Genomic DNA, 21,844 nt, shown 5'->3' on the forward strand with positions numbered 1-21,844 from the left:
CTGTGTTATGTCGTTACTAGTTCAGTTCATCGTCCTTGCTAAGGTTAAAACGGAGGAGTTAGTTGGATGATCCGGCGCCTTTTCGGTGCCGCAGCTGTGCTTGTTCGGATCGATCAGGGGCGCCAGCGCGTCGGTGCTCTCGAGCCACGGGTCATGGCGCACGCGCAGTTCGCGCGTCAGCGCAAGGTCGGGCCGCGCCCCGGCCGCGCAAATAATACGGTCGATCCCGTCGATCACCGGCGTGGCGCCGCTGATCGGCTCTCCGGTCACGCGGATCCGGCCGTCGACTTCTTCCAGTTGCTCGATCCGGAAGTTCTGGCGCAATTCCAGTCCACCAGAGTCACGCAGGGCCTTCAGGCGTATTCCAGAGCTGGCCGCGTGCCTGCAGGCCATCGGCTTCGCCGCCGCCGAACACCCGGGTCAGGTTGCTGCCGCGGGTTGCCCAGACGATGCTGGTCTTCGGATATGCCTCGGCTAGTTGCGCGAGCGCGAGCAGGCTTCCGGCTGCGGAGTGCCCTGCTCCCACGACCAGCACTCGCCGGCCCGCAAAGCGTTCACGCGCGCTTCCAAGGACATCAGGCATGCCATAGTCGATGCGCGCCGCCAGTACCACTTCGCCAAGCGCAGGGATGCCATCGGCACCCAACGGATTCTGATGCGACCAGGTGCCGGTAGCGTCAATCACGTCACTGGCCAGGTACTGCCGAGTCCCCTTCCGCCGTTTCGGTGCGGATCAGGAAGGGTGCGGCCTCGCGGCCCTTGGTCTTTACCTTGTCGAAACCGACGCGCGTGATGGCAATGACCCGCTGCCCGAGCAGCAGGTTGGCCGCAATTGCAGGCGTCGCTGCGAGCGGAGTAAGGTAAGCGTCGAGTAGTTCGCCCGCGGTCGGCAGCCCGTCGTCCGGCGGCGAAGTCCAACCGTGCTGCTGCAGGAGGCGGCGGGCCGCCTTGTCGACGTTGTATTGCCAGGGCGAGAACAGGCGCACGTGGCGGTAGGTGGCCAGGTTGGCGCCTACCTTGGGGCCAGCTTCGAGAATGAGCGGCGTTAGGCCCCGCTCGATCAGGTGCGCAGCCGCCGCAAGGCCTACAGGCCCAGCTCCAAGCACCGCCACCGGCAGTTTTTTGTTGCTATTCATTCTTGCTCTCCTCGTCTAGTCAGGCAAAGTTCTGTTGGTCCGCAGCCAAACCTCGGCATTTCCTATTTCGTCGAATTACGAATGCATGAGCGCAGCGATAGACCCGGACGCGCGCCTGAACCGGTTATTCGTTAATCGACGAATATAGAATATCGTCGTTGTCATCAAACGGTCAAGATGTTTCGATATATTTGGAAGTGTCGTATCAACCAACCGAACAGGTCGAGACCGCCATGACTGACAACAGGATTTTCAACGTACTATTTCTTTGCACCGGCAACTCCTCGCGCAGCATTATTGCCGAGGCCATCCTCAACGCCACCAGCGCTGGCCGGTTTCGCGCCTACAGCGCAGGAAGCCATCCAGGCAGCTCGGTGCATCCCTTTGCGATCGAACAGATCGAACGGCTCGGCTTCCCCGTCCAGGGCGTGCGCAGCAAAAGCTGGGATGAGTACGCAGTTGCCGATGCTCCGCACATGGACTTCGTGATCACGGTATGCGACAAGGCCGCTGGCGAGGCGTGTCCCCGCTGGCCAGGGCACCCGATCACGGCGCATTGGAGCTTCGAAGATCCAGCAGCATTCGTGGGCAGCGACCGGGAGCATCGCCAGGTCTTTGCCCGCACATGCCGCGAGATCAAGAATCGCCTCGACATCTTTTCCATGCTTCCGTTTGCGACGCTGTCGCGCCTGGCTATCCAAAAGGAACTGGCCGCCATCGGCCGTTCGGACGTGCCGCTCCTGTGAGGGCTTGCCGCACAGGCGTCAATTCCACTATACTGGAACTATCGAATATTTGGACGAGATCATGGACACGAAACCCGCACTTGCCGCGCTTGCCGCCCTCGCCCAGGAATCAAGGCTGGCAACCTTTCGCTTGCTCGTGCAGGCTGGCCCTGCAGGACTTTCCGCAACCAAGATTGCCGAGGCACTCGGCACGCCTCCCTCATCGCTGTCCTTTCATCTGAAAGAACTTACCCACGCCAACCTGGTGATTCCGCGCCAGGAAGGCCGTTTCATCATTTACGCAGCGAACTTCGACACGATGAATCAGCTGCTGGGCTTCCTGACCGAGAACTGCTGTGGCGGCAATCCTTGTTCGCCAACGAATGGCTCGGGATGTGAGCCCATCGCTTCCAGCCAAACAAGCTAATTTCTGCGCTTATTTCCTCTCAACCTAAGGTCTACCGTGAACGTACTTTTTCTTTGCACCGGCAATTCGTGCCGCTCGCTCATCAGTGAAGCCGTCTTCAATCATCTGGCTCCAACTGGCTGGCACGCCATCAGCGCAGGCAGCCAACCGACCGGCAAGTTGAACGACAAGGCGCTCGCCCTGCTCGCCAGCAAAGGCATTTCCACCGAGGGCTACTACAGCAAGTCCTGGGACAATTTGCCCGTCACCCCTGACCTCGTGGTAACGGTGTGTGCCAGCGCTGCCGGTGAAACCTGCCCGGCCTACCTCGGTCCGGTGCTTCGTACGCATTGGGGTGTCGAAGACCCAAGCCACGTCGTCGGTACCGAAGAGGAAATCGACGCCGCCTTCGAAAAGGCCTACGCCATCCTCCGCGCACGTATCGAAGCCTTCCTCGCCCTGCCGCTCGAGAAGTTGAAATCCGACCGCGCGAAGTTCAAGACCGAACTCGACCGCATCGGCCATATCGGCGCCTGAACGCCACCTTCCGTTACGTCAGCCGGGCCATTGCCCGGCTTGTCCATGTGCCCGTAGCTCCCTGAAAGACTTCCGTGCTGATCGCATTTCTCATCTTCCTGATAACCCTCACCTTCGTCATCTGGCAGCCTCGCGGCCTCGGTATCGGCTGGAGCGCCGCCGCGGGCGCCGCCGTGGCCTTGCTCGCGGGCGTCATCCACGTCAGTGACATTCCCACCGTCTGGCATATCGTCTGGAATGCCACCGGTGCGTTCGTGGCCGTCATCATCATCAGCCTCCTGCTCGACAAGGCCGGCTTCTTCGAGTGGGCTGCGTTGCACGTGGCGCGTTGGGGCGGCGGCAGCGGCCGGCGCCTGTTTGTGCTTCTTGTCTTGCTGGGTGCGGCCGTGGCCGCGCTGTTCGCCAACGATGGCGCGGCGCTGATCCTGACGCCCATCGTCATCGCCATGCTGGTCGCCTTGCGATTTTCGCCGAAAGCCACGCTGGCCTTCGTAATGGCGGCCGGTTTCATCGCCGACACTGCCAGCCTGCCGCTGGTCGTGTCGAACCTCGTGAATATCGTCTCGGCCGACTATTTCAATATCGGCTTTGCGCGCTACGCCGCAGTGATGGTGCCGGTGAACCTGGTGTCGGTGGCCGCGACGCTTGCCGCGCTGGTCTGGTTCTTCCGCAAGGACATCCCGGCCAACTACGACGTGACACAACTGAAACGCCCCGAGGAGGCCATCCATGACCGCGCCACCTTCGTCACCGGCTGGTGGGTGCTGGGCATGCTGCTGGTCGGCTTCTTCTGGCTCGACGCTGCCGGCATCCCGATCAGTGCCGTGGCCGCGGTTGGCGCAGTGCTGCTGCTGGCTGTCGCTGCGCGCGGGCACCGGATCTCGACCCGCGAGGTGCTGCGCGGCGCCCCATGGCAGGTGGTCGTATTCTCGCTGGGGATGTACCTGGTGGTCTATGGCCTGCGCAATGCCGGGTTGACGGACTACCTCACTGCCCTGCTCAACCGGTGCGCCGAGCATGGCGTGTGGGGCGCAGCGCTCGGCACCGGCTTCATCACTGCCATCCTGTCGTCGATCATGAATAATATGCCGACCGTACTCGTGGGCGCGCTGGCAATCGACGCCACCACGGCACAGGGTGTTGTGCGCGAAGCGATGGTGTACGCGAACGTGATTGGTGCTGACCTCGGCCCGAAGATCACGCCGATTGGCAGCCTCGCCACGCTGTTGTGGCTGCACGTGCTTTCGGCGAAGAATATCCAGATCTCTTGGGGCTACTACTTCCGGATCGGTATTCTCCTGACCCTGCCGATCCTGCTGGTGACCCTGAGCGCGCTTGCCCTGCGCTTGAGCTGAGAAAGGACCGAACATGAACAAGGCACTGGACGTCACGATCTATCACAACCCCGATTGCGGCACCTCCCGCAACACGCTGGGCCTCATCCGGAATGCCGGCATCGAGCCGACCGTGATCGAATACCTTAAGAACCCGCCCGACCGCGCAACACTGGTCAACCTGATTCAGCGCGCAGGCCTGCAGGTTCGCGGCGCCGTACGCGAGAAAGGCACGCCATTCCTGGAGCTCGGCCTGGATGATCCCGGGACGACGGACGAGCAACTGATCGACGCGATGCTCGCGCATCCGATTCTGATCAACCGGCCCTTCGTCGTCACGCCAGTCGGTGTCCGCCTGTGTCGGCCGTCTGAAGTCGTGCTGGACATCCTGCCGGCGCCGCAGCGTGCCGCCTTCTCGAAAGAGGACGGCGAAGCTGTCGTCGACGAACAAGGAAAGCGAATCAAATGAGTAAAATCCCGAATCTCCCCAACATCAAGCCCGAACTGCTTGACCAGCCTACGCTCGAGAAGCTCGCGCCAGTGGGCGACCTGAGCCATCCGCCGCGCATCCTGATGCTGTACGGCTCGTTGCGTGAGCGTTCCTTCAGCCGCTTCCTGACCGAGGAAGCCGCGCGCATATTGGAGCACTTCGGCGCAGAGGTGAAGATTTTCGATCCGATGGAACTGCCGATGGCCGGCAGCGTGCCGGAGACGCATCCGAAAGTCGTCGAGCTGCGCGAGCTGTGCCTGTGGTCGGAAGGCCAGGTATGGTGCAGCCCGGAGCGCCATGGTGCGATCACGGCGGTGATGAAGAACCAGATCGACTGGATTCCGCTGGAAATGGGCGCGATCCGGCCGAGCCAGGGCCGCACGCTGGCGGTGATGCAGGTCTGCGGCGGTTCGCAGTCCTTCAACGTGGTCAACACCCTGCGCCTGCTGGGGCGCTGGATGCGCATGTTCACGATCCCGAACCAGTCCTCAGTGCCGATGGCCTATAAGGAATTCGACGACGAAGGCCGGATGCGACCGTCTGCCTACTACGATCGGGTTGTCGACGTGATGGAGGAGCTCTTCAAGATCACGTTGCTGATGCGGGGGCGAACCGATTTTCTGACCGACCGCTACAGCGAGCGCAACGAGCGTGCGCTCAAGGCGATCAATCGGCAGATCGAAAAAATTTGAACTGCTGAGGCTGGGTTGGCGCCAGCAGACCTCTTACCCGCGGCCAATCATCCTCTGGACCAGCCGGAGACAATAATCGCCATTCCGAACAAAGCGATCGCCGCGCCAGCCCAGTCCATGGTCGACAGCTTCACGCCGTCGACCACGCGTAGCCAGACCAGTGCAGTAGTAACGTAGACGCCGCCATATGCCGCGTACACGCGGCCGCTGGCGGCAGGGTGTAAAGTCAGCAGCCACACGAAGAGTGCCAGGCTTGCTGCAGCCGGGGCAAGTAGCCAGATCGGGCCATTCTTACGAAGCCATAAATATGGCAGAAAACAGCCTACAATTTCCGCAACGGCTGTGGCAATGAACAACAGTCCAGTCTTCCAGATCATTAATTCTTCTTTCGTCTACGAGGATCCGTCTGCTTTACATGCCAGTGCTCGACCGAGGTAGCAGAATCCTGTTGGTAACAATCCAGGGCGAAGACCAACGGACGGGAAACCTTGTCAGCTTTGGCGTGCATTCGCCGATGCGCATTAACAACGCTGCCTCCTTCCGCATGGTCTGCCAAAGGGGAGGACCTGGCATTATACGATCAGGAGTTGGACGCCAGGCTGTAAGCGCCGCTGCCAATGCTTGAAAGCGCCCCCCAACCTAATCCATCTTTCCGTTCAGGACGCGGTTTCCTCACGGAAAAGCCTAAACGCGAGTAAACAAAGTACCGCTTCCACCACGGCAAAAAGGGTCAATGCCTTTCCGAAGTCAAATAAGCTCAGCACCTCCCCGAAGATGAGACTGCCCAGCCCGAAACCGATGAATAACATAAATACGTTCAGGCCCATCGCTTGTCCTGGGCGCTGGCCCCCGAGGGATGTCACGATGCCGGCGAACAGCGGCTGGGTCATGTCATAACCCAGCGACAACACAGTTACCGCAAGCGCTGCGACCAGCAACGATGTATGCGAGAGCAGCGCTGCAGCGGCCAGTGCGCCGAGGCCCAGGCCGAGTGGCACAATGCGCCCGCGGCCGAAGCGATCTGCGGCGCGTCCGATCAAGGGTCCGAACAAAAAGCCGGGGACGCCGTAACCGAGCAATGCCAAGCCGATACCGACGGGGCCCAGGCCATACTGCCGCTCGAAATACAAGCCGAGCCATGTGAAGACGCCCGAGTGGAAAATCGAATTGAGCAACACAAAGAGATAAGTACGCTGGCCCCGTGCCGATGTGATCAGACCGCGATATGCTTGAAATAGCATGCTCCAGCCGCCCTGGATGGACTGGGTCGCGTCTGCGATCAGATTCCGATACGGAAGCAGAACGGCCAAGATGCCAGCCCCCGCGATGCCGACGCCGATGAAGATGATGCGCCATCCAGTGTACGGCTCCAGAACGGCGCCGATGGTGGAACCGAAAGCCATACCGCCGGCCATGGCGCCAAACAGCCAGCCCAGGGGGCGCCCTCGCCGCTCATAAGGGAATAACCGGCCGATCAGGACAAGGGCCAGCGGCACGACGCCACTTGCGCCGAGGCCGGTCATCAGGCGCCAAAACGCGAGTTGCGTGATCGACTGTGCCGTAGCTGTCAAGGACGTCAGCAGCGCAAACGCGCACAGCGAGGCGGCCATGATCCGCCAGATGCCGATGCGGTCGGCCAACAAACCGTAGGCGAGCGTTGCCGCACCGTATGGAATGAGATACGCAGGGACGATGAACCCGGTTTCGTGCGGCGAGACCGCGAATGTGGCCGCTAGCTGGGGAATGATGGGGGCCACCATGAAGGCCTGAAAGAAGATGATGAACGTTGCGGCAGCGAGCACGCGTAGCAGCGCTTCGCGCTGTCGGTTCATATCAATGGTCGTTGAGGTCATTGTTAATATTCTCGTTTCGGGAAATAGTGATCATTCGGCGGCGGCTGCTTCTTCATCAAGGACAAGCTGACGGTGTCTTGAACCCGCTTGGCGGATGGCGGCAAAATGTACTTACGTTGAATGCTCGCCGCGCACTTCAGTCGTCAATCGTCTCGCAATCAGCTCAAGATCCTGGCTTCGAAGCCCGCAATCTTCAGGGTCGCCAATATTTGTTCAGCTGTCACCAGTTCGGGGGTGATGACAACAGCGATGCGCTGTGTCTTCGCGCTGGCAACCACTTCTTGAACGCCGGGCATCCGTCCCAGCGAAAAACGGACCCGGGTCTCGCAGCCACCGCAATGCATCTTCTCCTCGCCAATCACCTCGAAATCGACCTTGGCAATCATGTTGATATCCTTTCCTATAACAGTTCAAATCCTGACCGGCTCCGCCGCGCGTCCGACGCTCAAAATCGCATCGAAGAAGAGGCGGGGCCGACCGCGTAGCGAGTTCGAAAAAATGGCGGTGACGCTGAACGCCATTGCCGCCATCGCCCAGATGGGGTAGACCAGGCCGGTCGCAGCAAGCGGGATCCCGATCCCGTTGAACATGATGGCCAGACAGACGTTCTGCAACATCTTGCGGTAGCTCCAGCGGCTGATCTCGCGGGCATCCAGAACCGCTTCCAGGCGGTTGTTCAAGATGATGATGTCCGCCGCATCAATCGCGATGTCGGCGCCATTCCCCATCGCGATTCCGACGTTTGCCTGCATCAGGGCGACCGAGTCGTTGATCCCATCGCCGACCATCGCGACACTTCCGGCTTGCTGCATCGTCCTGATCAGGCTTGCCTTCTCCTGCGGAAGCAAGCCTGCATGAACCTCATCGACCCCGACCTCGTTTCCTACACGCTCGACGGCAGCCCTGTTATCGCCACTCATCAGGATCGTGCGTATTCCTGCCTGGCGTAGCCGGTCTATCGTATATTTGGCGTTCGGCCGAACGGCATCACCGAAGGCGAGCAACCCGAGAACTGCGTTCTCGCGCGCTACGAGAACGACGGTCCCGCCTTTTTCTTCCAGCGTTCGTACCCGCGACTCGATGTCCCCCAAGGGCACTGCCTGCTCTTTGAAAAACACAATATTTCCGACCAGGACCATTTGATTCTTCAGCGTCGCCCGCACGCCCCGGCCCGGCCCGGCACCGCTTCAAAGTGGTCGAGCGGCGGCAGTCCAATCCCGCGTTCCAGCGCTGCAGTCATTACGGCTTTTGCCAGCGGGTGCTCCGAAGCCGTTTCCACCGCGGCCGCCACGCCAAGTAATTCGTCTTCCGTGTCGCTCACAGCTTCCAGTTCAAGCAGATCCGGCTTGCCTTCGGTAAGCGTCCCCGTCTTGTCGAACACGATGTGTGTCACCAGCCGCAACCCCTGGAAGGCTTCGCCCGTGCGCATCAGTATGCCGCGCTCCGCAGCTCCGCCAGCACCGCGAACGATCGCCAGCGGCGCCGAGATGCCGAGGGCGCAAGGGTAGCCCATCACGAGAACCGTAAGGCCTGCAAACACGGCACGCTCGATGCCCGGGCTGTTGCCGGTCAGCAAAGGGAGAATCCACCAGGCGAGAAAGGAAAGTGCGGACAGCGACAGCACGGCAGGAGCGTAGAGCTTCAGCACCTTGTCGACCAGGTGCAGCATTCCGGGCTTCAAGGCGCGGGCATCCTCGACCTCTTGCACTACGCGCTGCAGAAAACTGCTTGCTCCGACCGCGGTCACGCGAACAAGTAATGTACCCAGTCCGTTCATCGATCCCCCGACGACAGTGCCGCCGGCCCTGCACTCGACCGGAAGCGGCTCGCCGGTGACCAGCGAGACGTCGACGGACGAATGGCCGTCGGCCACGACGCCGTCGACCGGGATACGCTGGCCAGGACGGACACGCACCAGGTCGCCGATAACGACCTGTTCGATCGGAAGCTCTTGTTCCTGGCCATTACGCAGCACGTACGCGGTGTCGGGCTGCAGATCAAGCAAGCGCCGCACCGCTTGCGAGCTGCGCGTCTTCACGATTAGCGATAGCCACTCCGAAAAGATGTGGTAATTGCAGACCATGACAGCCACACAGAAGAAGGGGGCTGCCGGAAAGGTCGGGCCGCCGGCAACGATGCCGTACACGCCGCCGGCCAGGCCCGCAAACGCCGCTCCTTCCAGCAAGACGTGCTGGTTGATGATCCGGCGTCGCAGCGATTGCCAGGCGATGTAAAGGATTTGCCGCGCGAGCACGAAGACGACTACCACGGCAAGAACGGCAGCGAGCCAAGCTTCGTGGCCCCCCCATCCGCCCGCTTTGCCGCAGCCATGTCAGGCCAATGACTTCGACCAGCGCAAGGAGTGTTCCTGCAGTCGCTTGCGCCCAACCGCGCGGGCGCAATACGAGGAACACCGCCGCAATGAGCGATACGGCGACAAACGCTTCGAGTAGTGCGTACCAGAAATCCCCCGGCCGCGCGACCAGCGTCAGCGACCCCAGGCTGAAGAACGTCGCCCAAAGAAACCGCCTTGCTCCATGTACCAGATCGCGTTCATCCTCTTCAAAGGGCTTTAGCTTGCGTGGATCCGAAATGCTGTAGCCCATCTGGCGCAGAGGTCTCCAGCAGTACCTGTGGCCGAACCTTGGCCGGGTCGTACTCCACCAGCGCCTGCTCGTGCGTAAGGCTGACGGCCACGGCGTCGACGCCCGGGTGCTGGCGCAGCGCCTTTTCAATCGTGCCCGTGCAAAGTGAGCAGTGCATCCCGGCGACCCGCGCTCGCATGCGCATCCGGTCGGGGTGGCTACCTAGTTCCTGTGTCCACATAGGGCTTTCCAGATTAGAAGAAGCCTCCAGAGTGCTTTCAGCCGTGCTCATGAGTTGGTCCGAAGTTGTCGAATGCCGCCATTCTGAAGGCTGGAGCATAGTCAAGGGTCAAGGCCTTTTCGCTCGCAAGACAGGGCTTGACTCTGGACCTACCTCCAGGGTTTAGAATGCAATCGGAGGTGCAAGTGATAACGATAGGAAAACTGGCAACATTGTCGGGCGTGACGGTCGATACGCTGCGGTTTTATGAGCGCGAGGGCCTACTCGCTCCGGCGAGCAAGAGCGAAGGCGGTTACCGGCTCTATGATGAGGATTCGGTCGTCCGGCTCCGGTTCATCAAACAGGCGCGGGACTGCGGCTTCACGCTGGGCGAAATCCAGCAGTTGCTGGTGTTGCGCGGCCAGAGCAAGGCCTGCTGTGGCGATGTCCGGCAGCGGGCGATCGAAAAGAAGCTGCAGGTGGAGGGAAAGATACGGGCACTCTCGGCCATGTCCAAGGCGCTGGACCATTTGATCGCTGACTGTGCCAATGAAACCCACCCTATCAACGGCTGCCCGATCCTGGCGGCTCTCGAGAAGGCAAGCACATCTTCCGACAACGAAGGAAAAACGTGAAGATTGAACTGTTCTACGCACCAGGCTGCGACAAATGCGCTGCCAATCGTGAGAATCTCAAGGCAGACTTGCCAGCCAGTGCATCCCTGACGTCGAGTGGTGCGAGTTGAACGTGCTCGAGCATATGGAATATGCCGTCGAACTTGGGGTGCTTACCTTGCCGGCCATCGCCATCGAGGGAGTGCTCGAGTTCCCGGCGCTGCCAAACGTGAAGCAGTTTGCCGCTGCCATCGCTCGTAAGGCGGCCAGCGTGGAAAGGTCATGATCATGGATCCCTCAGCGCTGGGGCAAGCCGTCCAGCATGCCGGTTTCGCTGCTGTTGGCGTAGGGTTTCTGACCGGTCTCTTCTTCAGCCTGAATCCCGTGGCCGTCGCGGCGATCCCGGTGTCGCTCGCTTACGTCACAAAGGCGCGGGACCGGAGCGAGTCCATCACCTTTGGAAGCATGTTCATTCTTGGCATGCTCGCGATGCACGTGCTGCTCGGGTTGCTGGCCGGCCTGAGCGGACTTTGGGTCGCGCGCCTGCTCGGGCGCCAATGAAGACTCGTGCTTGGGCCGTTCCTGATTCTCCTCGGTCTGATCTGGCCGGGCTGGCTTCGATTGCCGCTCCCGACCGTGTCCGTTCGCGCGCGGCGTGTTACCGGCGTTTGGGGCGCCTTCACGTTGGGCATGGTCTTCTCGGTAGCGGTCTGCCCATTTTGCACGCCAGCCTTGCTGGTCCTGTTGGGAGGGGCCGCTTCGGCCGGCTCGCCACTACTGGGCGCTGCGTTGCTGTTGGCATTCGCGATCGGGCGCTCGATCCCTGTTGGCTTGGGGGCGTGGGCTATAGGCTGGCTGGAGAACTTGAAGCCATTTTCCAAATACTCGAAAACGTTCGAAGTCATCGGTGGCATCGCGCTGATCGCGGCGGGGCTATACATGCTGAACGCCTATTTCTTCATCATTCCATCGCTGGCGGCGTGAGCCGCCTCAACGGTGATCGCCATGAGCGAATCGACCACGTTATCTGATGACATCACAGCGGCATTCGGACGCGCGTGCAGGGAGAAGGACTGGCAAATTGCCGAGTTCCTACTCCAGGCACTGGAAGCACTGTCCGAGCGCGACCAGGCCGATGAACAGGCACGAAGGACGCGCCACCTCCGGCTTGTTTTCTCCTCTGAGAGTCGATTAATACCTTGAGAACGCTCTTGCAGGTAAGATGCGAACCGTTAACACCTTGTTTGCCGCTGCGACTGGCCGGCCACTGGCAAGGACGTGAAAGAAATCAGTCATCGATCAGTGCCTGGATTATTGGGCAACCGGCACCAGGATGCTCGCTATCACAGCGCGATACCATCGTTGCGAGCGCTGTCTTCATTGCAAGCAGATCGCTTAATTTAGCCTCTACCATGGCGAGCTTCTTCGCTGCCAGGTCGCGGGTGCTGGCACAGGTCTGCGAGCCTTCCAGCTTGAGAAGACTCGCGATTTCATCGAGCGTAAAGCCAAGGTGTTGTGCCCGCTTGATGAAGCGAATCCGGCGTACATCCTCGCCCGCATAGGTGCGGTAGCCGCTGTACGGCCGCGCCGGCTCATCGATCAGTCCACTTCGTTGATAGAACCGGACCGTCTCCACATTCACGCCGGCGGCGCTGGCCAAGCGGCTGATGGTCATTTTCTCTGTCATGTACTTTACTCCGTATATGTGTACGGAGTTTATCCTGTTTCACCATAAAAGCTGTTTGGAGCGAGCATGGGGTGAAGAGGGAAAACGGAAAAAATCAGGCGCTAAGACATAATGAGGGGTCGAGGTGCAGCGGAACGGCAAACCAGGTTAAGGCCACTCCTGACTTTTTCGTTGCTTGCTGGGTTATGCAGTGGCCGCAGCCAGCCCTTGGCTACTGCTTCCAACACAGAGTAGGAATACTGGCCAAGCATGTTGATGTGCTCATGCAGTAACGGCGGCAGCCTGGCCATGTCATCATCTCGAACATCAGAGCTGACATAAAACAGCAGCGGTATCCCAGTGCTCAGCGAGAGCCGAAGAAGCTGTCGATTTTCTCGGTTAGTGTTGCGCGCGAAAGCTCACCCATATGCCGCTTGTATAGCCGGCCTTGAGCATCATAGAACAGCGTTGTGGGGTAACCAGACGAACCAGTTCGGGCACTTACCTGCTTGGCCGGATCGAGAACGATATTTGGCATTTGTAACCCATTCGCGTCGAGGTAGCTTTGTACGGTTGCTGCTGATTCTCCTTGATTCGCAAACACGAAGTGGATTTCTGGATGGGCTAGCTGTGCAGCCTTTAATACAGGCATCTCACGTCGGCACGGCGGACACCAAGTTGCCCAAAGATTGATAATCAAGGGGCGGCCCACAAAGGCACTGAGCGGCACAGTTGTGTTGTCGAGGCGGCGTACCTCAATTGTCGGGACAGGCACACCCACCGGCGTAAGGGCATGATTCAGCGCACTTCCTCCGAAAAAGACAAAGCAACCCGTCAAGGTTGCAGTCAGAAGCGGCCTACGTAGTGTCGTCGAGCGCCGTGACAATTCCATGCCAACCAAAACGGCCGTCGCGAAACCGGCCAGGTTGTCGAAGCCTCCATCACGAAAGTCGATGATCGACAATGGAGCATTGGAATAAATCTCATGATGTCTTAATACGAAGATCGAGCGTCCGGCGAGGAAACCGAACACGATCATCTTCCAAAGAACGGGGCCCGGATCGACACCGCGCCTCGTGCGGAACCACGCGGCAACAGAATGGGCAAGCGTTATGCCTGCTAAGAGTAGTGCTACTTGTACAGGGACGACGAGCGGCCCAAATCGTACAGCATCCAAAAAGTGGCTCCCTGAATCGAAATTTGTGAACTTTAACTTGCAGTTCTAGTTGCGAATGAACATCTATTTGGCCGTGACTTGCCTGACGAAGCTGGCGAAATCAGCGGAACCCTGAAGGTTGAACCCCATGGTTTGCGCTTCCTCGAACGTGCGTTCCGCTGTCCACCCATTCTGCTTTGCACGACTAAGCGCGAGCAGCAACGCGGCCCTCGTGCCAGTGGCGCAATGCAGTAAATGCGGCCCTTGTGTTCTCTGCATTACTTGACTTAACTCGTCAATCTGCTGCTCTGACAGGGCTGTCTTGTTGACTGGTACATTGAAGTAATCCAGTCCACTGTTCCTGACCAACTCGGCGTTCGAGGTGGCCGTTTCCCCAGGCGTACGCATGTCAATTACGGTGTGAATGCCTTGCTGCTTCGCCTCCACCAAATCCTGCCCCGAAGGCTGGGGACCGATGAACAGGCCATCCCCTATTTGCTTGAAGTTTGTCATTTCAATTTCTCCGTTGGTTAGCGGCACGTCAGCCCTGCGGGCTCTGGGTCATCTGGCGGCAATAGCTGGCCAAGTTCTCTGGCAGGTCTGGGGGACAGACGCCACATTGCTTATTCCCCGGGACAGCGTAGTCAATGAACTTAGGGTATGGAAGGTTCAGCTTGGCCATGATGTCCCTGAACTCTTCGAGCGTCTTTTCCCCGCCCAGGCGGGGATTACGCTTCTTTTCCTGCGCGATCGAGGAGACAAAACGCTGCTGGTAGTCGTGCGCCGGGTAGACCAAGGTTTCGTCGGGCAAAGCAAACAGCTTCTCTCGCACGCTTTTGTAGAGCGCATCGGCATCACCGTTTTGAAAGTCAGTCCTGCCACACCCCTCGATAAGTAAGGCGTCGCCTGTGAATACGCGGTCATTTAAAAGATAGGCAAAGTGCCCGTCGGTATGGCCGGGGGTATGCAGGGGCTGCAAAGTAATACCCCCGACCTGAAATGGCCTGCCTTCTTCGATGCCGACATCGGCACATGACAACTGATCGTAGGCAGGCGCGGCAATCTTGCTACCCACGGCACGCTTCATTTCCAAAGCTGCGGTGATGTGGTCGGCATGGATATGGGTATCGACCGTGTAAGCCAAGGTCAGACCTAACCTGTGCACCTCGGCCAGATCCCGATCCATGGTCGCAATCACGGGATCGATGAGGACTGCCTGTCCCGTGTCCTCGTCCCCCAGCAGATAGGTATAAGTGCTCGACAGGGGTTCGTACAGTTGTCTAAAAATCATGAGCGCTCCTTAATAGTCGTCGTGATCAGAGTTCGACACATGGATCATCGTCTCTACGTTTAATATATTATGTTATGGTATAATGTTCGTGTAAAGTGTTACTTTTAAACGGATCTACGTGGCCATGCCAAAGCAAATTGATTTAGTGAAACTGCATGCCGCAGCTGGGGAGGCTAGCAAGCTTCTGAAGGTACTGTCCAACCCCGACCGTATGCTCTTGCTATGCCAGATGACGCAGGGCGAGTTCTCGGTCAAAGAGCTGGAAACCATCACTGGGATCTTGCAGCCTACGCTTTCACAGCAGCTGACCGTGCTCCGCGAAGAGCGACTAGTGAATACGCGCCGTGAGGGCAAGCAGATCTTCTACAGCATCTCCAGTAGTGAGGCACTGGCAGTGCTACAGGTGTTGTACCAACTTTACTGCCCAACGTAATAGGAGGCTGTAATGATGATTGACTGGAACAATTTCACGCCCTGGACGTCGCTGGCGGGTGGGCTGATGATCGGAATAGCCACGGCACTGTTCTTGGTATTTAACGGAAGAATTGCGGGCATCAGTGGCATCGTGGGTGGCCTGTTAACGCCCGCAAGGGGCGATATCGCCTGGCGTCTTGCGTTCGTGGGCGGCCTAGTGCTTTCTCCTCTCGTGTTTTCAAGCATCGCTCCCCTGCCCCAAGTGCACATCGAGGCCGGTTACCCGGTCTTGATCCTGGCCGGACTGCTGGTAGGGATCGGTACCCGTTACGGTTCGGGCTGCACTAGCGGACATGGCGTGTGCGGGCTGTCGCGTCGCTCCCCGCGTTCGATGGTGGCTACCGTAGCCTTTATGTCCGCCGGATTCGTGACCGTCTACGTTGTTCGCCATCTTGTCGGCTAAGGGAGCAAAAATGAAAATCTTCATGTCGCTGTTGGTCGGCCTGTTGTTCGGCTTGGGGCTTATTTTGTCCGGCATGAGCGACCCCGCGAAGGTGCTCGGCTTTTTGGACCTGGCCGGAAACTGGGACCCGTCGCTTGCGTTCGTGATGGGCGGCGCTGTAGTCGTCGGCGCGCTGGTGTTTCCGTTCGCGGCCAAACGTCCGAGATCGATCCTGGGCGACGCCATGCGCTTGCCGACGGCTACGCAAATTGACCGCCGTCTCGTGCTCGGCGGACTCGCGTTCGGCGTCGGCTGGGGCCTGGCCGGCTATTGTCCCGGTCCTGCGCTCGCATCGCTCGCACAAGGCGGCGCCAAACCCTTGCTGTTCTTCATCGCCATGCTGGTCGGAATGGCGTTGTTTGAACTGCTCGAACGAGCAAAAGCCAAAGCCGCATCACCGGCCGCGTAACCGGGGCTGTGATGATTACGGGTCTTCTCTTGGGGGCGGTGGTAGGTATTGTCATGGGTCTGACAGGAGCTGGGGGAGGCATTCTCGCGGTCCCACTTCTTGTCTTCGGCATGCACTTAACGATCGCCGAAGCCGGCCCCGTTGGCCTGCTCGCCGTCGGTGTTTCTGCCGCAGCAGGTGCTTTGATGGGCTTAAAGGCTGGGATTGTGCGCTACCGCGCGACCGTGCTCATTGCCGGCACTGGCATCCTGCTCGCGCCACTCGGTGTATGGTTGGCTCACCGTTTGGACACGCGACTGCTCAGCCTGTTGTTTGCCGCTATTCTCGCCTGGGTCGCATATAAAACCTTCCGTGAAATCGTCGGCCGCAGTGTCGAGTCCACCTCTCTTACTCTGGATCGACCCTGCATTCGGGACGACATGAGTGGACGGTTTATCTGGACGAGCAAGTGCGCCGGCGCCTTATCGATCGCAGGTGCCATTGCGGGCATTCTGTCCGGTTTGCTCGGGGTAGGCGGCGGGTTCGTCATGGTGCCGGCCTTGCAGCGTTTCACGGATTTAGCGGTGCAATCGGTCGTCGCTACCTCGCTCGGTGTTATCGCACTTGTTTCGCTAACTGGCGTAGCGGCCAGCCTATCTACAGGAAAATTTCCCCTTGGTGTCGCGCTCCCGTTCGCAGCAGGAAGCATAGTCGGGATGGGAGTCGGCAGTGTGCTCACCTCGCGGCTTCCGCAAAAGTATCTGAAAGCTGCTTTCGGGGTGATATGTCTCGGGGTCGCTGCAATGATGACTTTTAAATCACTGTAGAGGAAACGATCGATAACACAACCCATATGCTCCTGCTGGCTCTCTTGGCCAGAGAATCACTCGTTCGTAGAACAGCATTAAGAAACCCCGTTCGCATTTTCGCCGTCACCTAAGCATGTGAGCTTAGGCTACACCCCAATTAGGCGTCAGGAGGGCCCTGCAAAATGCGTCAGGATAGAGTCATATAAACATTTTATTGACACCTGACCGGAAGGCTCATAGATTTCAGCCTGACATTCACAACAAGGAGGTTCCTTGAAGGGCCAACGAATCGGTTACGTCAGGGTCAGTAGTTTCGACCAGAACCCGGACCGGCAGCTCGAACATGCACAAGTCGACAGGGTATTCACCGACAAGGCATCGGGCAAAGACACTCAACGGCCGCAGCTGGAAGCGCTGCTGGGCTTCGTGCGCGAGGGGGATACCGTGGTCGTGCACAGTATGGACCGCTTGGCCCGCAACCTGGATGACCTCCGGCGCCTTGTGCAGAGCCTGACCAGGCGCGGCGTACGCATCGAGTTCGCCAAGGAGTGTTTGGCCTTTACCGGTGAGGACTCGCCAATGGCGAACCTGATGCTGTCGGTCATGGGCGCCTTTGCCGAGTTCGAGCGCGCCCTGATCCGTGAACGGCAGCGCGAGGGGATCGCGCTGGCCAAGCAACGTGGGGCCTACCGTGGCCGCAAAAAAGCGCTCGCGCCCGAGCGTGTGACTGAGCTACGCACTCGGGTCGCCGCCGGCGAGCCGAAAGCGGTCGTGGCCCGCGACCTTGGCATCAGTCGAGAAACCCTCTACCAGTACCTAAAAACGCGCACCGTATGAACGTTCATGCACTCATGATCGGACAGCCCTGAGCCCGGATTCTCTGCTCCATGTGCTTCTCTTTCATCAGATTTCCAAGAAATCGAACAAATGCCACGCCGCTCACTGCTTTCCGATACTGAACGCGACAGCCTGCTCGTGTTGCCCGAAAGTCAGGATGATCTGATCCAACAATATAGCTTCACGGACGCCGACCTGGCGTTGATCCGGCAACGCCGTGGCGCCGCAAACCGCCTCGGCTTCGCCGTGCAGATGTGCCTGCTGCGCTACCCTGGCTACGCGTTGGCCAGCGACACCATGCTGCCAGATCCTGTGATCCATTGGGTTGCCAAGCAGGTGCGCGGCGACGCCGGCGCCTGGCCGGAATATGGCGGACGGGAGAAAACGCGCAACGAGCACCTGCACGAGCTGCGCGCTTACCTCGGGCTGTCCGTGTTTGGCCTGCCTGATTTCCGCAAGCTGGTACACAGCCTGGCTGACCTCGCCATGCAGACCGACAAGGCCATGATCCTGGCTGCGCATTCCCTCGAAACGCTGCGCCAGAAGCGCATCATTCTGCCGGCGTTGACCGTCATCGAGCGCGCCTGCGCCGAGGCCGTGACGAGGGCGAACCGGCGGCTCTATCGCACGTTGATCGAGCCGCTGGAGCGCCACCACAAGCGCTCCCTGGACAACCTGCTCAACGTCGCGCCTGACATGAGCATTACCTGGCTCGTGTGGCTCCGCCAGTCGCCGCTCAAGCCCAATTCCCGCTACATGCGCGAGCACATCGAACGCCTCAAAGTGTTCCAGTCGCTCGCCCTGCCGGACGGGCTGGGCCGCCAAATCCACCAGAACCGGCTGCTGAAGATGGCCCGCGAAGGCGCGCAGATGACGCCGCGCGACCTAGCCAAGTTCGAGGATGAGCGACGCTACGCGACGCTGGCGGCGCTGGCCATCGAGGGCATGGCCACCGTGACGGACGAACTGGTCGACCTGCACGACCGAATCATGATCAAGCTGTTCAGCGCCGCCAAGAACAAGCATCAGCAGGACTTCCAGAAGCAGGGCAAGGCGATCAACGACAAGGTGCGGCTGTATTCGAAGGTCGGCCGAGCACTGGTTGAAGCCAAGGAATCGGGCGGCGACCCATACGCCGCGATCGAGGCGATCCTTCCATGGTCTGAGTTCGCGCTGAGCGTCACCGAGGCCGGCCAGCTGGCGCAGCCCGAGTCGTTCGACCACCTGTCGCTGGTCGGCGACCAATACAGCACGCTGCGCCGCTATACACCCGAGTTCCTGGATGGGCTCAAGCTGAAGGCGGCGCCGGCCGCGCAAGCGGTGCTCGACGCAATCGACGTGCTGCGCGAAATGAATATGACCGGCGCGCGCAAGGTGCCCGACGACGCACCAATCACTTTCGTCAAGGCGCGCTGGAAGCCGCTCGTCATTACCGACGAGGGGCTTGACCGCCGTTTCTACGAAATCTGCGTGCTGTCGGAGTTGAAGAATTCGCTGCGGTCCGGCGATATCTGGGTCCAGGGATCGCGCCAGTTCCGCGACTTCGAGGAATACCTGCTGCCGACGGCGAAATTCGGCGCCATGAAGACAGCGTGCGAACTGCCGATCGCGGTCAACCAGGACTGTGACCAATACCTGCATAACCGCTTGTTGCTGCTCGAACAGCAACTGGCCAAGGTCAACCACCTGGCGCTGACCAATGAACTGCCCGACGCGATTATCACCGAAACCGGACTGCGGATCAGCCCGCAGGATGCCGTGGTTCCGGAAGAGGCCCAGGCGCTGATCGACATCACCGGCGGCCTGCTGCCTCGTATCAAGATCACGGAGCTGCTGATGGACGTGGACGACTGGACCGGATTCACCCGCCATTTCGTCCACCTCAAGAGCGGCGAACAGGCCAAAGACCGCACGCTGCTGTTGTCGGCGATCCTGGCCGACGCGATCAATCTCGGCCTGACCAAGATGGCGGAATCCAGCCCGGGGGCGACCTATGCGAAGCTGTCCTGGTTGCAGGCCTGGCACATCCGGGACGAGACATATTCGGCGGGCCTGGCCGATCTCGTCAATGCCCAGTTCAAGCATGCGTTCGCTGAGAACTGGGGCGACGGCACGACGTCCTCGTCGGACGGCCAGCGCTTCCGCGCCGGCGGACGGGCGGAGAGTACGGGCCACATCAACCCGAAATACGGCGCCGAGCCGGGCAAGCTGTTCTACACCCACATCTCGGACCAATACGCCCCTTTCAGCACCAGGGTGGTCAACGTCGGCGTTCGCGATTCAACCTATGTGCTGGACGGCCTGCTGTACCATGAATCGGATCTGCGCATTGAGGAGCACTACACTGACACTGCCGGGTTCACGGACCACGTGTTCGCGCTGATGCACTTGCTCGGGTTCCGCTTCGCGCCACGCATCCGCGACGTGGGCGACACCAAGCTGTACGTGCCCGGCAAGGTAGCGGACCACCCGGCACTCCGCTCCATGATCGGCGGTAGTTTGAACATCAAGCACCTGCGCGCTCATTGGGACGACGTGCTGCGCCTGGCCGCCTCGATCAAGCATGGGACCGTCACGGCCTCCCTCATGCTGCGCAAGCTCGGCAGCTACCCGCGGCAAAATGGCTTGGCGATCGCGCTGCGCGAGCTGGGCAGGATCGAACGCACGTTGTTCATCTTGGACTGGCTCCAGAACGTCGAGCTGCGCCGCCGCGTGCACGCCGGTTTGAACAAAGGGGAGGCGCGCAACGCGCTGGCCAGGGCGGTCTTCATTCATCGGTTGGGCGAAATCCGCGACCGGACATTCGAGCAACAACGGTACCGCGCCAGCGGCCTGAACCTGGTGACAGCCGCCATCGTGCTGTGGAATACGGTCTATCTGGAGAGGGCAACGCAGGCCTTGCGCGAGTCGGGCAAGCTCCCCGACGCCCGCCTGCTGCAATTCTTGTCGCCCTTGGGCTGGGAGCACATCAACCTGACCGGGGATTACGTCTGGAGGCAGAACCGGAAGGTCGATGAGGGGAAATACCGGCCGCTGCGGGACTTCAAGGAGCGGTGATAGGGCTTAGCGCCCGATTTTTTCCGTTTTCCCTGTTCGCCCCAGCATGGCAATCGGAACGAAGGGATCCTTGGTCGCAGGCGCGTTGGCGGCGCTTGGCGCCTCAGCATGTTGCGCCGGTCCGCTCATCCTCCTGCTGCTCGGCATTAGCGGCGGATGGGCATCTCACCTGATTGCGTTCGAACCCTACAGCCCCTACTTCACCGCGCTGACGGTGCTATTTTTAGGAGCCGCCTTCCACAACTTGTACCTGCGCCGGCGCGCCTGCGCGCTTGGCGACGCCTGCGCCGTTGACCGTGTCCTCAGGAACCAGCGCATCATGTTCTGGTTCGTTGCCGTCCCCTCCGTACTACTGCTGACGTTTCCCTTGTACGCCCCGCTGTTCTATTAAAAGGATTTCCCGATGCGTATTTCTACATTAATCGTGTCCGTGTTACTGAGCGGATCAGCCTTCGCCGGCACCTCAGAAACGCTTACCCTTAACGTGCAAAACATGACCTGTGCCGGATGCCCGATCACGGTCAAGAAGGCGCTTGAACACGTTCCTGGCGTGAGCGAGGTGAGCATCGACTTCGTGCACAAGACGGCCACCGTGCACCTGGATACGGACAAAGCCAACGTCTCCATGCTGACCAAAGCGACCGCTGACGCAGGCTTCCCTTCGACCGTCAGGAAGTGATGCGATGACCGAGGCAATTTTAGAGTCGACCCTGACCTGTCCGCATTGCGGGCTGAGCAAACTGGAAACCATGCCGACTGATGCATGCCAGTTCTACTACGAGTGCGAAGGCTGTGCCGTCGTGCTGCGGCCAAAGGCCGGTGACTGCTGTGTCTTTTGCTCATACGGTACGGTGAAGTGCCCGCCGATTCAACTGGAGCGTCCCTGCTGTGGCTAACGTACGTTCCTTGGAGCTTCGCTATTGCTGACGACAGCACTTCCGCGCAATCCGGCGGCAAAAACTCGTCGATGCGATTCACCGGATGGTCGGCAATATGGCAAGCACATGGCGCAACCATGTCTCAGAACCCACGCCAGTCACTTTCGCCATGCCGATCAGCGAATAGGCGGCGGCCTCGCGCTCGCCGCCACGTTCATTTTCAGGAATTTGTTCATGGTACGCTGTCCTAACTG

The 21,844-nt window shown here is 59.8% G+C and carries 33 protein-coding genes and 1 pseudogene; 20 read left to right on the plus strand and 14 right to left on the minus strand.

Annotated features, from left to right (window positions below):
- Positions 1 to 21: 21 nt before the first annotated feature.
- The 3 genes from ACWNCF_RS00845 to ACWNCF_RS00855 are packed head-to-tail and all read right to left on the minus strand — an operon-like array spanning position 22 to position 1,136.
- Positions 22 to 393 (minus strand): hypothetical protein, encoded by a 372-nt coding sequence (locus tag ACWNCF_RS00845; RefSeq protein ID WP_449405686.1) that lies wholly within the window; start codon positions 391 to 393, stop codon positions 22 to 24.
- Positions 341 to 685: a hypothetical protein gene (locus tag ACWNCF_RS00850; protein WP_449405687.1), complete on the minus strand. Its 345-nt coding sequence runs from the start codon at positions 683 to 685 to the stop codon at positions 341 to 343. Before ACWNCF_RS00850 ends, ACWNCF_RS00845 begins: the two co-directional genes overlap by 53 nt.
- 1 nt (position 686) lies before the next feature.
- Positions 687 to 1,136: an FAD-dependent oxidoreductase gene (locus ACWNCF_RS00855; RefSeq protein ID WP_449405688.1), complete on the minus strand. Its 450-nt coding sequence runs from the start codon at positions 1,134 to 1,136 to the stop codon at positions 687 to 689.
- 233 nt (positions 1,137 to 1,369) lie between these two features.
- Between ACWNCF_RS00855 and ACWNCF_RS00860 the strand changes: the two genes are divergently transcribed.
- From ACWNCF_RS00860 to arsH, 6 genes are all read left to right on the plus strand, one after another.
- The gene (locus ACWNCF_RS00860; protein ID WP_449405689.1) at positions 1,370 to 1,882 is read left to right on the plus strand and encodes an arsenate reductase ArsC; all 513 of its coding nucleotides are present in this window, start codon (positions 1,370 to 1,372) and stop codon (positions 1,880 to 1,882) included.
- A gap of 61 nt (positions 1,883 to 1,943) precedes the next feature.
- On the plus strand, positions 1,944 to 2,288 hold the full coding sequence (locus ACWNCF_RS00865) for an ArsR/SmtB family transcription factor (protein WP_075796165.1): 345 nt from the start codon (positions 1,944 to 1,946) through the stop codon (positions 2,286 to 2,288).
- Positions 2,289 to 2,324: 36 nt separating this feature from the next.
- Positions 2,325 to 2,804, plus strand: coding sequence for an arsenate reductase ArsC (locus ACWNCF_RS00870; RefSeq protein WP_075791085.1), 480 nt, complete (start codon positions 2,325 to 2,327; stop codon positions 2,802 to 2,804).
- Positions 2,805 to 2,878: 74 nt separating this feature from the next.
- On the plus strand, positions 2,879 to 4,159 hold the full coding sequence (locus ACWNCF_RS00875) for an arsenic transporter (protein ID WP_075791084.1): 1,281 nt from the start codon (positions 2,879 to 2,881) through the stop codon (positions 4,157 to 4,159).
- Between the two features lie 25 nt (positions 4,160 to 4,184).
- On the plus strand, positions 4,185 to 4,607 hold the full coding sequence (gene arsC / locus ACWNCF_RS00880) for an arsenate reductase (glutaredoxin) (protein WP_258844231.1): 423 nt from the start codon (positions 4,185 to 4,187) through the stop codon (positions 4,605 to 4,607).
- Positions 4,604 to 5,320: an arsenical resistance protein ArsH gene (gene arsH / locus ACWNCF_RS00885; RefSeq protein ID WP_258844102.1), complete on the plus strand. Its 717-nt coding sequence runs from the start codon at positions 4,604 to 4,606 to the stop codon at positions 5,318 to 5,320. Before arsC ends, arsH begins: the two co-directional genes overlap by 4 nt.
- A gap of 47 nt (positions 5,321 to 5,367) precedes the next feature.
- Here arsH and ACWNCF_RS00890 read toward each other — a convergent pair whose 3' ends face one another.
- From ACWNCF_RS00890 to ACWNCF_RS00915, 6 genes are all read right to left on the minus strand, one after another.
- Complete coding sequence (locus tag ACWNCF_RS00890) at positions 5,368 to 5,697, minus strand: YnfA family protein (protein ID WP_308632806.1); 330 nt, start codon at positions 5,695 to 5,697, stop codon at positions 5,368 to 5,370.
- Positions 5,698 to 5,976: 279 nt separating this feature from the next.
- On the minus strand, positions 5,977 to 7,173 hold the full coding sequence (locus tag ACWNCF_RS00895; RefSeq protein WP_075791071.1) for an MFS transporter: 1,197 nt from the start codon (positions 7,171 to 7,173) through the stop codon (positions 5,977 to 5,979).
- 158 nt (positions 7,174 to 7,331) lie between these two features.
- Positions 7,332 to 7,559 (minus strand): heavy-metal-associated domain-containing protein, encoded by a 228-nt coding sequence (locus tag ACWNCF_RS00900; protein ID WP_075791070.1) that lies wholly within the window; start codon positions 7,557 to 7,559, stop codon positions 7,332 to 7,334.
- A gap of 24 nt (positions 7,560 to 7,583) precedes the next feature.
- Entirely contained in the window at positions 7,584 to 8,336 is a 753-nt protein-coding gene (locus ACWNCF_RS00905; protein WP_449405690.1) for an HAD-IC family P-type ATPase, read from the minus strand.
- Positions 8,321 to 9,442, minus strand: coding sequence for a heavy metal translocating P-type ATPase (locus ACWNCF_RS00910; RefSeq protein ID WP_449405691.1), 1,122 nt, complete (start codon positions 9,440 to 9,442; stop codon positions 8,321 to 8,323). The genes ACWNCF_RS00905 and ACWNCF_RS00910 overlap by 16 nt, the downstream gene beginning before the upstream one ends.
- A gap of 293 nt (positions 9,443 to 9,735) precedes the next feature.
- The gene (locus ACWNCF_RS00915) at positions 9,736 to 10,050 is read right to left on the minus strand and encodes a heavy-metal-associated domain-containing protein (RefSeq protein ID WP_449405692.1); all 315 of its coding nucleotides are present in this window, start codon (positions 10,048 to 10,050) and stop codon (positions 9,736 to 9,738) included.
- A gap of 116 nt (positions 10,051 to 10,166) precedes the next feature.
- Between ACWNCF_RS00915 and ACWNCF_RS00920 the strand changes: the two genes are divergently transcribed.
- The 5 genes from ACWNCF_RS00920 to ACWNCF_RS00940 all read left to right on the plus strand — a co-directional run bounded on the left by ACWNCF_RS00920 (position 10,167) and on the right by ACWNCF_RS00940 (position 11,795).
- Positions 10,167 to 10,613, plus strand: a complete 447-nt coding sequence (locus ACWNCF_RS00920; protein WP_449405693.1) for a heavy metal-responsive transcriptional regulator — start codon at positions 10,167 to 10,169, stop codon at positions 10,611 to 10,613.
- A 106-nt stretch (positions 10,614 to 10,719) separates the two neighbouring features.
- Positions 10,720 to 10,878: a hypothetical protein gene (locus ACWNCF_RS00925; RefSeq protein WP_449405694.1), complete on the plus strand. Its 159-nt coding sequence runs from the start codon at positions 10,720 to 10,722 to the stop codon at positions 10,876 to 10,878.
- Positions 10,875 to 11,153 (plus strand): hypothetical protein, encoded by a 279-nt coding sequence (locus tag ACWNCF_RS00930; protein WP_449405695.1) that lies wholly within the window; start codon positions 10,875 to 10,877, stop codon positions 11,151 to 11,153. The genes ACWNCF_RS00925 and ACWNCF_RS00930 overlap by 4 nt, the downstream gene beginning before the upstream one ends.
- A gap of 75 nt (positions 11,154 to 11,228) precedes the next feature.
- Positions 11,229 to 11,576 (plus strand): urease accessory protein UreH domain-containing protein, encoded by a 348-nt coding sequence (locus ACWNCF_RS00935; RefSeq protein WP_449405696.1) that lies wholly within the window; start codon positions 11,229 to 11,231, stop codon positions 11,574 to 11,576.
- Between the two features lie 12 nt (positions 11,577 to 11,588).
- Positions 11,589 to 11,795 carry a hypothetical protein gene (locus ACWNCF_RS00940; RefSeq protein WP_449405697.1) on the plus strand — a complete coding sequence of 69 codons (207 nt, stop codon included), beginning with the start codon at positions 11,589 to 11,591 and terminating at the stop codon, positions 11,793 to 11,795.
- A gap of 85 nt (positions 11,796 to 11,880) precedes the next feature.
- Here ACWNCF_RS00940 and merR read toward each other — a convergent pair whose 3' ends face one another.
- The 4 genes from merR to ACWNCF_RS00960 all read right to left on the minus strand — a co-directional run bounded on the left by merR (position 11,881) and on the right by ACWNCF_RS00960 (position 14,705).
- On the minus strand, positions 11,881 to 12,267 hold the full coding sequence (merR, locus tag ACWNCF_RS00945; protein ID WP_449405698.1) for an Hg(II)-responsive transcriptional regulator: 387 nt from the start codon (positions 12,265 to 12,267) through the stop codon (positions 11,881 to 11,883).
- A 355-nt stretch (positions 12,268 to 12,622) separates the two neighbouring features.
- On the minus strand, positions 12,623 to 13,297 hold the full coding sequence (locus ACWNCF_RS00950) for a TlpA family protein disulfide reductase (RefSeq protein WP_226994866.1): 675 nt from the start codon (positions 13,295 to 13,297) through the stop codon (positions 12,623 to 12,625).
- A 201-nt stretch (positions 13,298 to 13,498) separates the two neighbouring features.
- Positions 13,499 to 13,927 carry a beta-lactamase hydrolase domain-containing protein gene (locus ACWNCF_RS00955; protein WP_053821754.1) on the minus strand — a complete coding sequence of 143 codons (429 nt, stop codon included), beginning with the start codon at positions 13,925 to 13,927 and terminating at the stop codon, positions 13,499 to 13,501.
- A 28-nt stretch (positions 13,928 to 13,955) separates the two neighbouring features.
- Positions 13,956 to 14,705: an MBL fold metallo-hydrolase gene (locus ACWNCF_RS00960; RefSeq protein ID WP_053821755.1), complete on the minus strand. Its 750-nt coding sequence runs from the start codon at positions 14,703 to 14,705 to the stop codon at positions 13,956 to 13,958.
- 124 nt (positions 14,706 to 14,829) lie between these two features.
- Here ACWNCF_RS00960 and ACWNCF_RS00965 point away from each other — a divergent pair, with 124 nt between their 5' ends.
- The 9 genes from ACWNCF_RS00965 (at position 14,830) to ACWNCF_RS01005 (ending at position 21,608) form a co-directional block, all read left to right on the plus strand.
- Positions 14,830 to 15,138: an ArsR/SmtB family transcription factor gene (locus tag ACWNCF_RS00965; protein WP_053821756.1), complete on the plus strand. Its 309-nt coding sequence runs from the start codon at positions 14,830 to 14,832 to the stop codon at positions 15,136 to 15,138.
- Positions 15,139 to 15,150: 12 nt separating this feature from the next.
- Complete coding sequence (locus ACWNCF_RS00970; RefSeq protein ID WP_053821757.1) at positions 15,151 to 15,582, plus strand: YeeE/YedE family protein; 432 nt, start codon at positions 15,151 to 15,153, stop codon at positions 15,580 to 15,582.
- 10 nt (positions 15,583 to 15,592) lie between these two features.
- Positions 15,593 to 16,030, plus strand: a complete 438-nt coding sequence (locus ACWNCF_RS00975) for a DUF6691 family protein (RefSeq protein ID WP_053821758.1) — start codon at positions 15,593 to 15,595, stop codon at positions 16,028 to 16,030.
- An 11-nt stretch (positions 16,031 to 16,041) separates the two neighbouring features.
- Entirely contained in the window at positions 16,042 to 16,836 is a 795-nt protein-coding gene (locus ACWNCF_RS00980; protein ID WP_053821759.1) for a sulfite exporter TauE/SafE family protein, read from the plus strand.
- A 255-nt stretch (positions 16,837 to 17,091) separates the two neighbouring features.
- The gene (locus ACWNCF_RS00985) at positions 17,092 to 17,655 is read left to right on the plus strand and encodes a recombinase family protein (protein WP_075791073.1); all 564 of its coding nucleotides are present in this window, start codon (positions 17,092 to 17,094) and stop codon (positions 17,653 to 17,655) included.
- A gap of 90 nt (positions 17,656 to 17,745) precedes the next feature.
- Entirely contained in the window at positions 17,746 to 20,712 is a 2,967-nt protein-coding gene (locus ACWNCF_RS00990; RefSeq protein ID WP_449405699.1) for a Tn3 family transposase, read from the plus strand.
- A 70-nt stretch (positions 20,713 to 20,782) separates the two neighbouring features.
- Entirely contained in the window at positions 20,783 to 21,103 is a 321-nt protein-coding gene (locus ACWNCF_RS00995) for a mercuric transporter MerT family protein (RefSeq protein ID WP_449405700.1), read from the plus strand.
- A 12-nt stretch (positions 21,104 to 21,115) separates the two neighbouring features.
- Positions 21,116 to 21,391 (plus strand): mercury resistance system periplasmic binding protein MerP, encoded by a 276-nt coding sequence (gene merP, locus ACWNCF_RS01000; RefSeq protein WP_075791065.1) that lies wholly within the window; start codon positions 21,116 to 21,118, stop codon positions 21,389 to 21,391.
- A 4-nt stretch (positions 21,392 to 21,395) separates the two neighbouring features.
- Complete coding sequence (locus tag ACWNCF_RS01005; RefSeq protein ID WP_075791064.1) at positions 21,396 to 21,608, plus strand: GDCCVxC domain-containing (seleno)protein; 213 nt, start codon at positions 21,396 to 21,398, stop codon at positions 21,606 to 21,608.
- 31 nt (positions 21,609 to 21,639) lie between these two features.
- On the opposite strand, the pseudogene ACWNCF_RS01010 reads toward ACWNCF_RS01005, so the two are convergent.
- Positions 21,640 to 21,806 (minus strand): annotated as a pseudogene (locus ACWNCF_RS01010) (transposase domain-containing protein); the annotation flags it as partial.
- Positions 21,807 to 21,844 lie beyond the last annotated feature (38 nt).

Source organism: Massilia phosphatilytica, assembly GCF_977014125.1.

Excerpts from the sequence above, each read along its gene's own strand:
- ACWNCF_RS00975 (WP_053821758.1), top strand. The coding sequence starts at position 15,593 with ATGAAAATCTTCATGTCGCTGTTGGTCGGCCTGTTGTTCGGCTTGGGG.
- ACWNCF_RS00860 (WP_449405689.1), top strand. The coding sequence starts at position 1,370 with ATGACTGACAACAGGATTTTCAACGTACTATTTCTTTGCACCGGCAAC.
- ACWNCF_RS00980 (WP_053821759.1), top strand. The coding sequence starts at position 16,042 with ATGATTACGGGTCTTCTCTTGGGGGCGGTGGTAGGTATTGTCATGGGT.
- arsH (WP_258844102.1), top strand. The coding sequence starts at position 4,604 with ATGAGTAAAATCCCGAATCTCCCCAACATCAAGCCCGAACTGCTTGAC.
- ACWNCF_RS00890 (WP_308632806.1), bottom strand. The coding sequence starts at position 5,697 with ATGATCTGGAAGACTGGACTGTTGTTCATTGCCACAGCCGTTGCGGAA.
- ACWNCF_RS00960 (WP_053821755.1), bottom strand. The coding sequence starts at position 14,705 with ATGATTTTTAGACAACTGTACGAACCCCTGTCGAGCACTTATACCTAT.
- ACWNCF_RS00950 (WP_226994866.1), bottom strand. The coding sequence starts at position 13,297 with ATGATCGTGTTCGGTTTCCTCGCCGGACGCTCGATCTTCGTATTAAGA.
- ACWNCF_RS01005 (WP_075791064.1), top strand. The coding sequence starts at position 21,396 with ATGACCGAGGCAATTTTAGAGTCGACCCTGACCTGTCCGCATTGCGGG.
- ACWNCF_RS00915 (WP_449405692.1), bottom strand. The coding sequence starts at position 10,050 with ATGAGCACGGCTGAAAGCACTCTGGAGGCTTCTTCTAATCTGGAAAGC.
- merR (WP_449405698.1), bottom strand. The coding sequence starts at position 12,267 with ATGACCATCAGCCGCTTGGCCAGCGCCGCCGGCGTGAATGTGGAGACG.
- ACWNCF_RS00965 (WP_053821756.1), top strand. The coding sequence starts at position 14,830 with ATGCCAAAGCAAATTGATTTAGTGAAACTGCATGCCGCAGCTGGGGAG.
- ACWNCF_RS00990 (WP_449405699.1), top strand. The coding sequence starts at position 17,746 with ATGCCACGCCGCTCACTGCTTTCCGATACTGAACGCGACAGCCTGCTC.
- ACWNCF_RS00895 (WP_075791071.1), bottom strand. The coding sequence starts at position 7,173 with ATGACCTCAACGACCATTGATATGAACCGACAGCGCGAAGCGCTGCTA.
- ACWNCF_RS00865 (WP_075796165.1), top strand. The coding sequence starts at position 1,944 with ATGGACACGAAACCCGCACTTGCCGCGCTTGCCGCCCTCGCCCAGGAA.
- ACWNCF_RS00930 (WP_449405695.1), top strand. The coding sequence starts at position 10,875 with ATGATCATGGATCCCTCAGCGCTGGGGCAAGCCGTCCAGCATGCCGGT.
- ACWNCF_RS00900 (WP_075791070.1), bottom strand. The coding sequence starts at position 7,559 with ATGATTGCCAAGGTCGATTTCGAGGTGATTGGCGAGGAGAAGATGCAT.
- ACWNCF_RS00970 (WP_053821757.1), top strand. The coding sequence starts at position 15,151 with ATGATGATTGACTGGAACAATTTCACGCCCTGGACGTCGCTGGCGGGT.
- ACWNCF_RS00920 (WP_449405693.1), top strand. The coding sequence starts at position 10,167 with ATGCAATCGGAGGTGCAAGTGATAACGATAGGAAAACTGGCAACATTG.
- ACWNCF_RS00855 (WP_449405688.1), bottom strand. The coding sequence starts at position 1,136 with ATGAATAGCAACAAAAAACTGCCGGTGGCGGTGCTTGGAGCTGGGCCT.
- ACWNCF_RS00845 (WP_449405686.1), bottom strand. The coding sequence starts at position 393 with ATGGCCTGCAGGCACGCGGCCAGCTCTGGAATACGCCTGAAGGCCCTG.
- merP (WP_075791065.1), top strand. The coding sequence starts at position 21,116 with ATGCGTATTTCTACATTAATCGTGTCCGTGTTACTGAGCGGATCAGCC.
- ACWNCF_RS00955 (WP_053821754.1), bottom strand. The coding sequence starts at position 13,927 with ATGACAAACTTCAAGCAAATAGGGGATGGCCTGTTCATCGGTCCCCAG.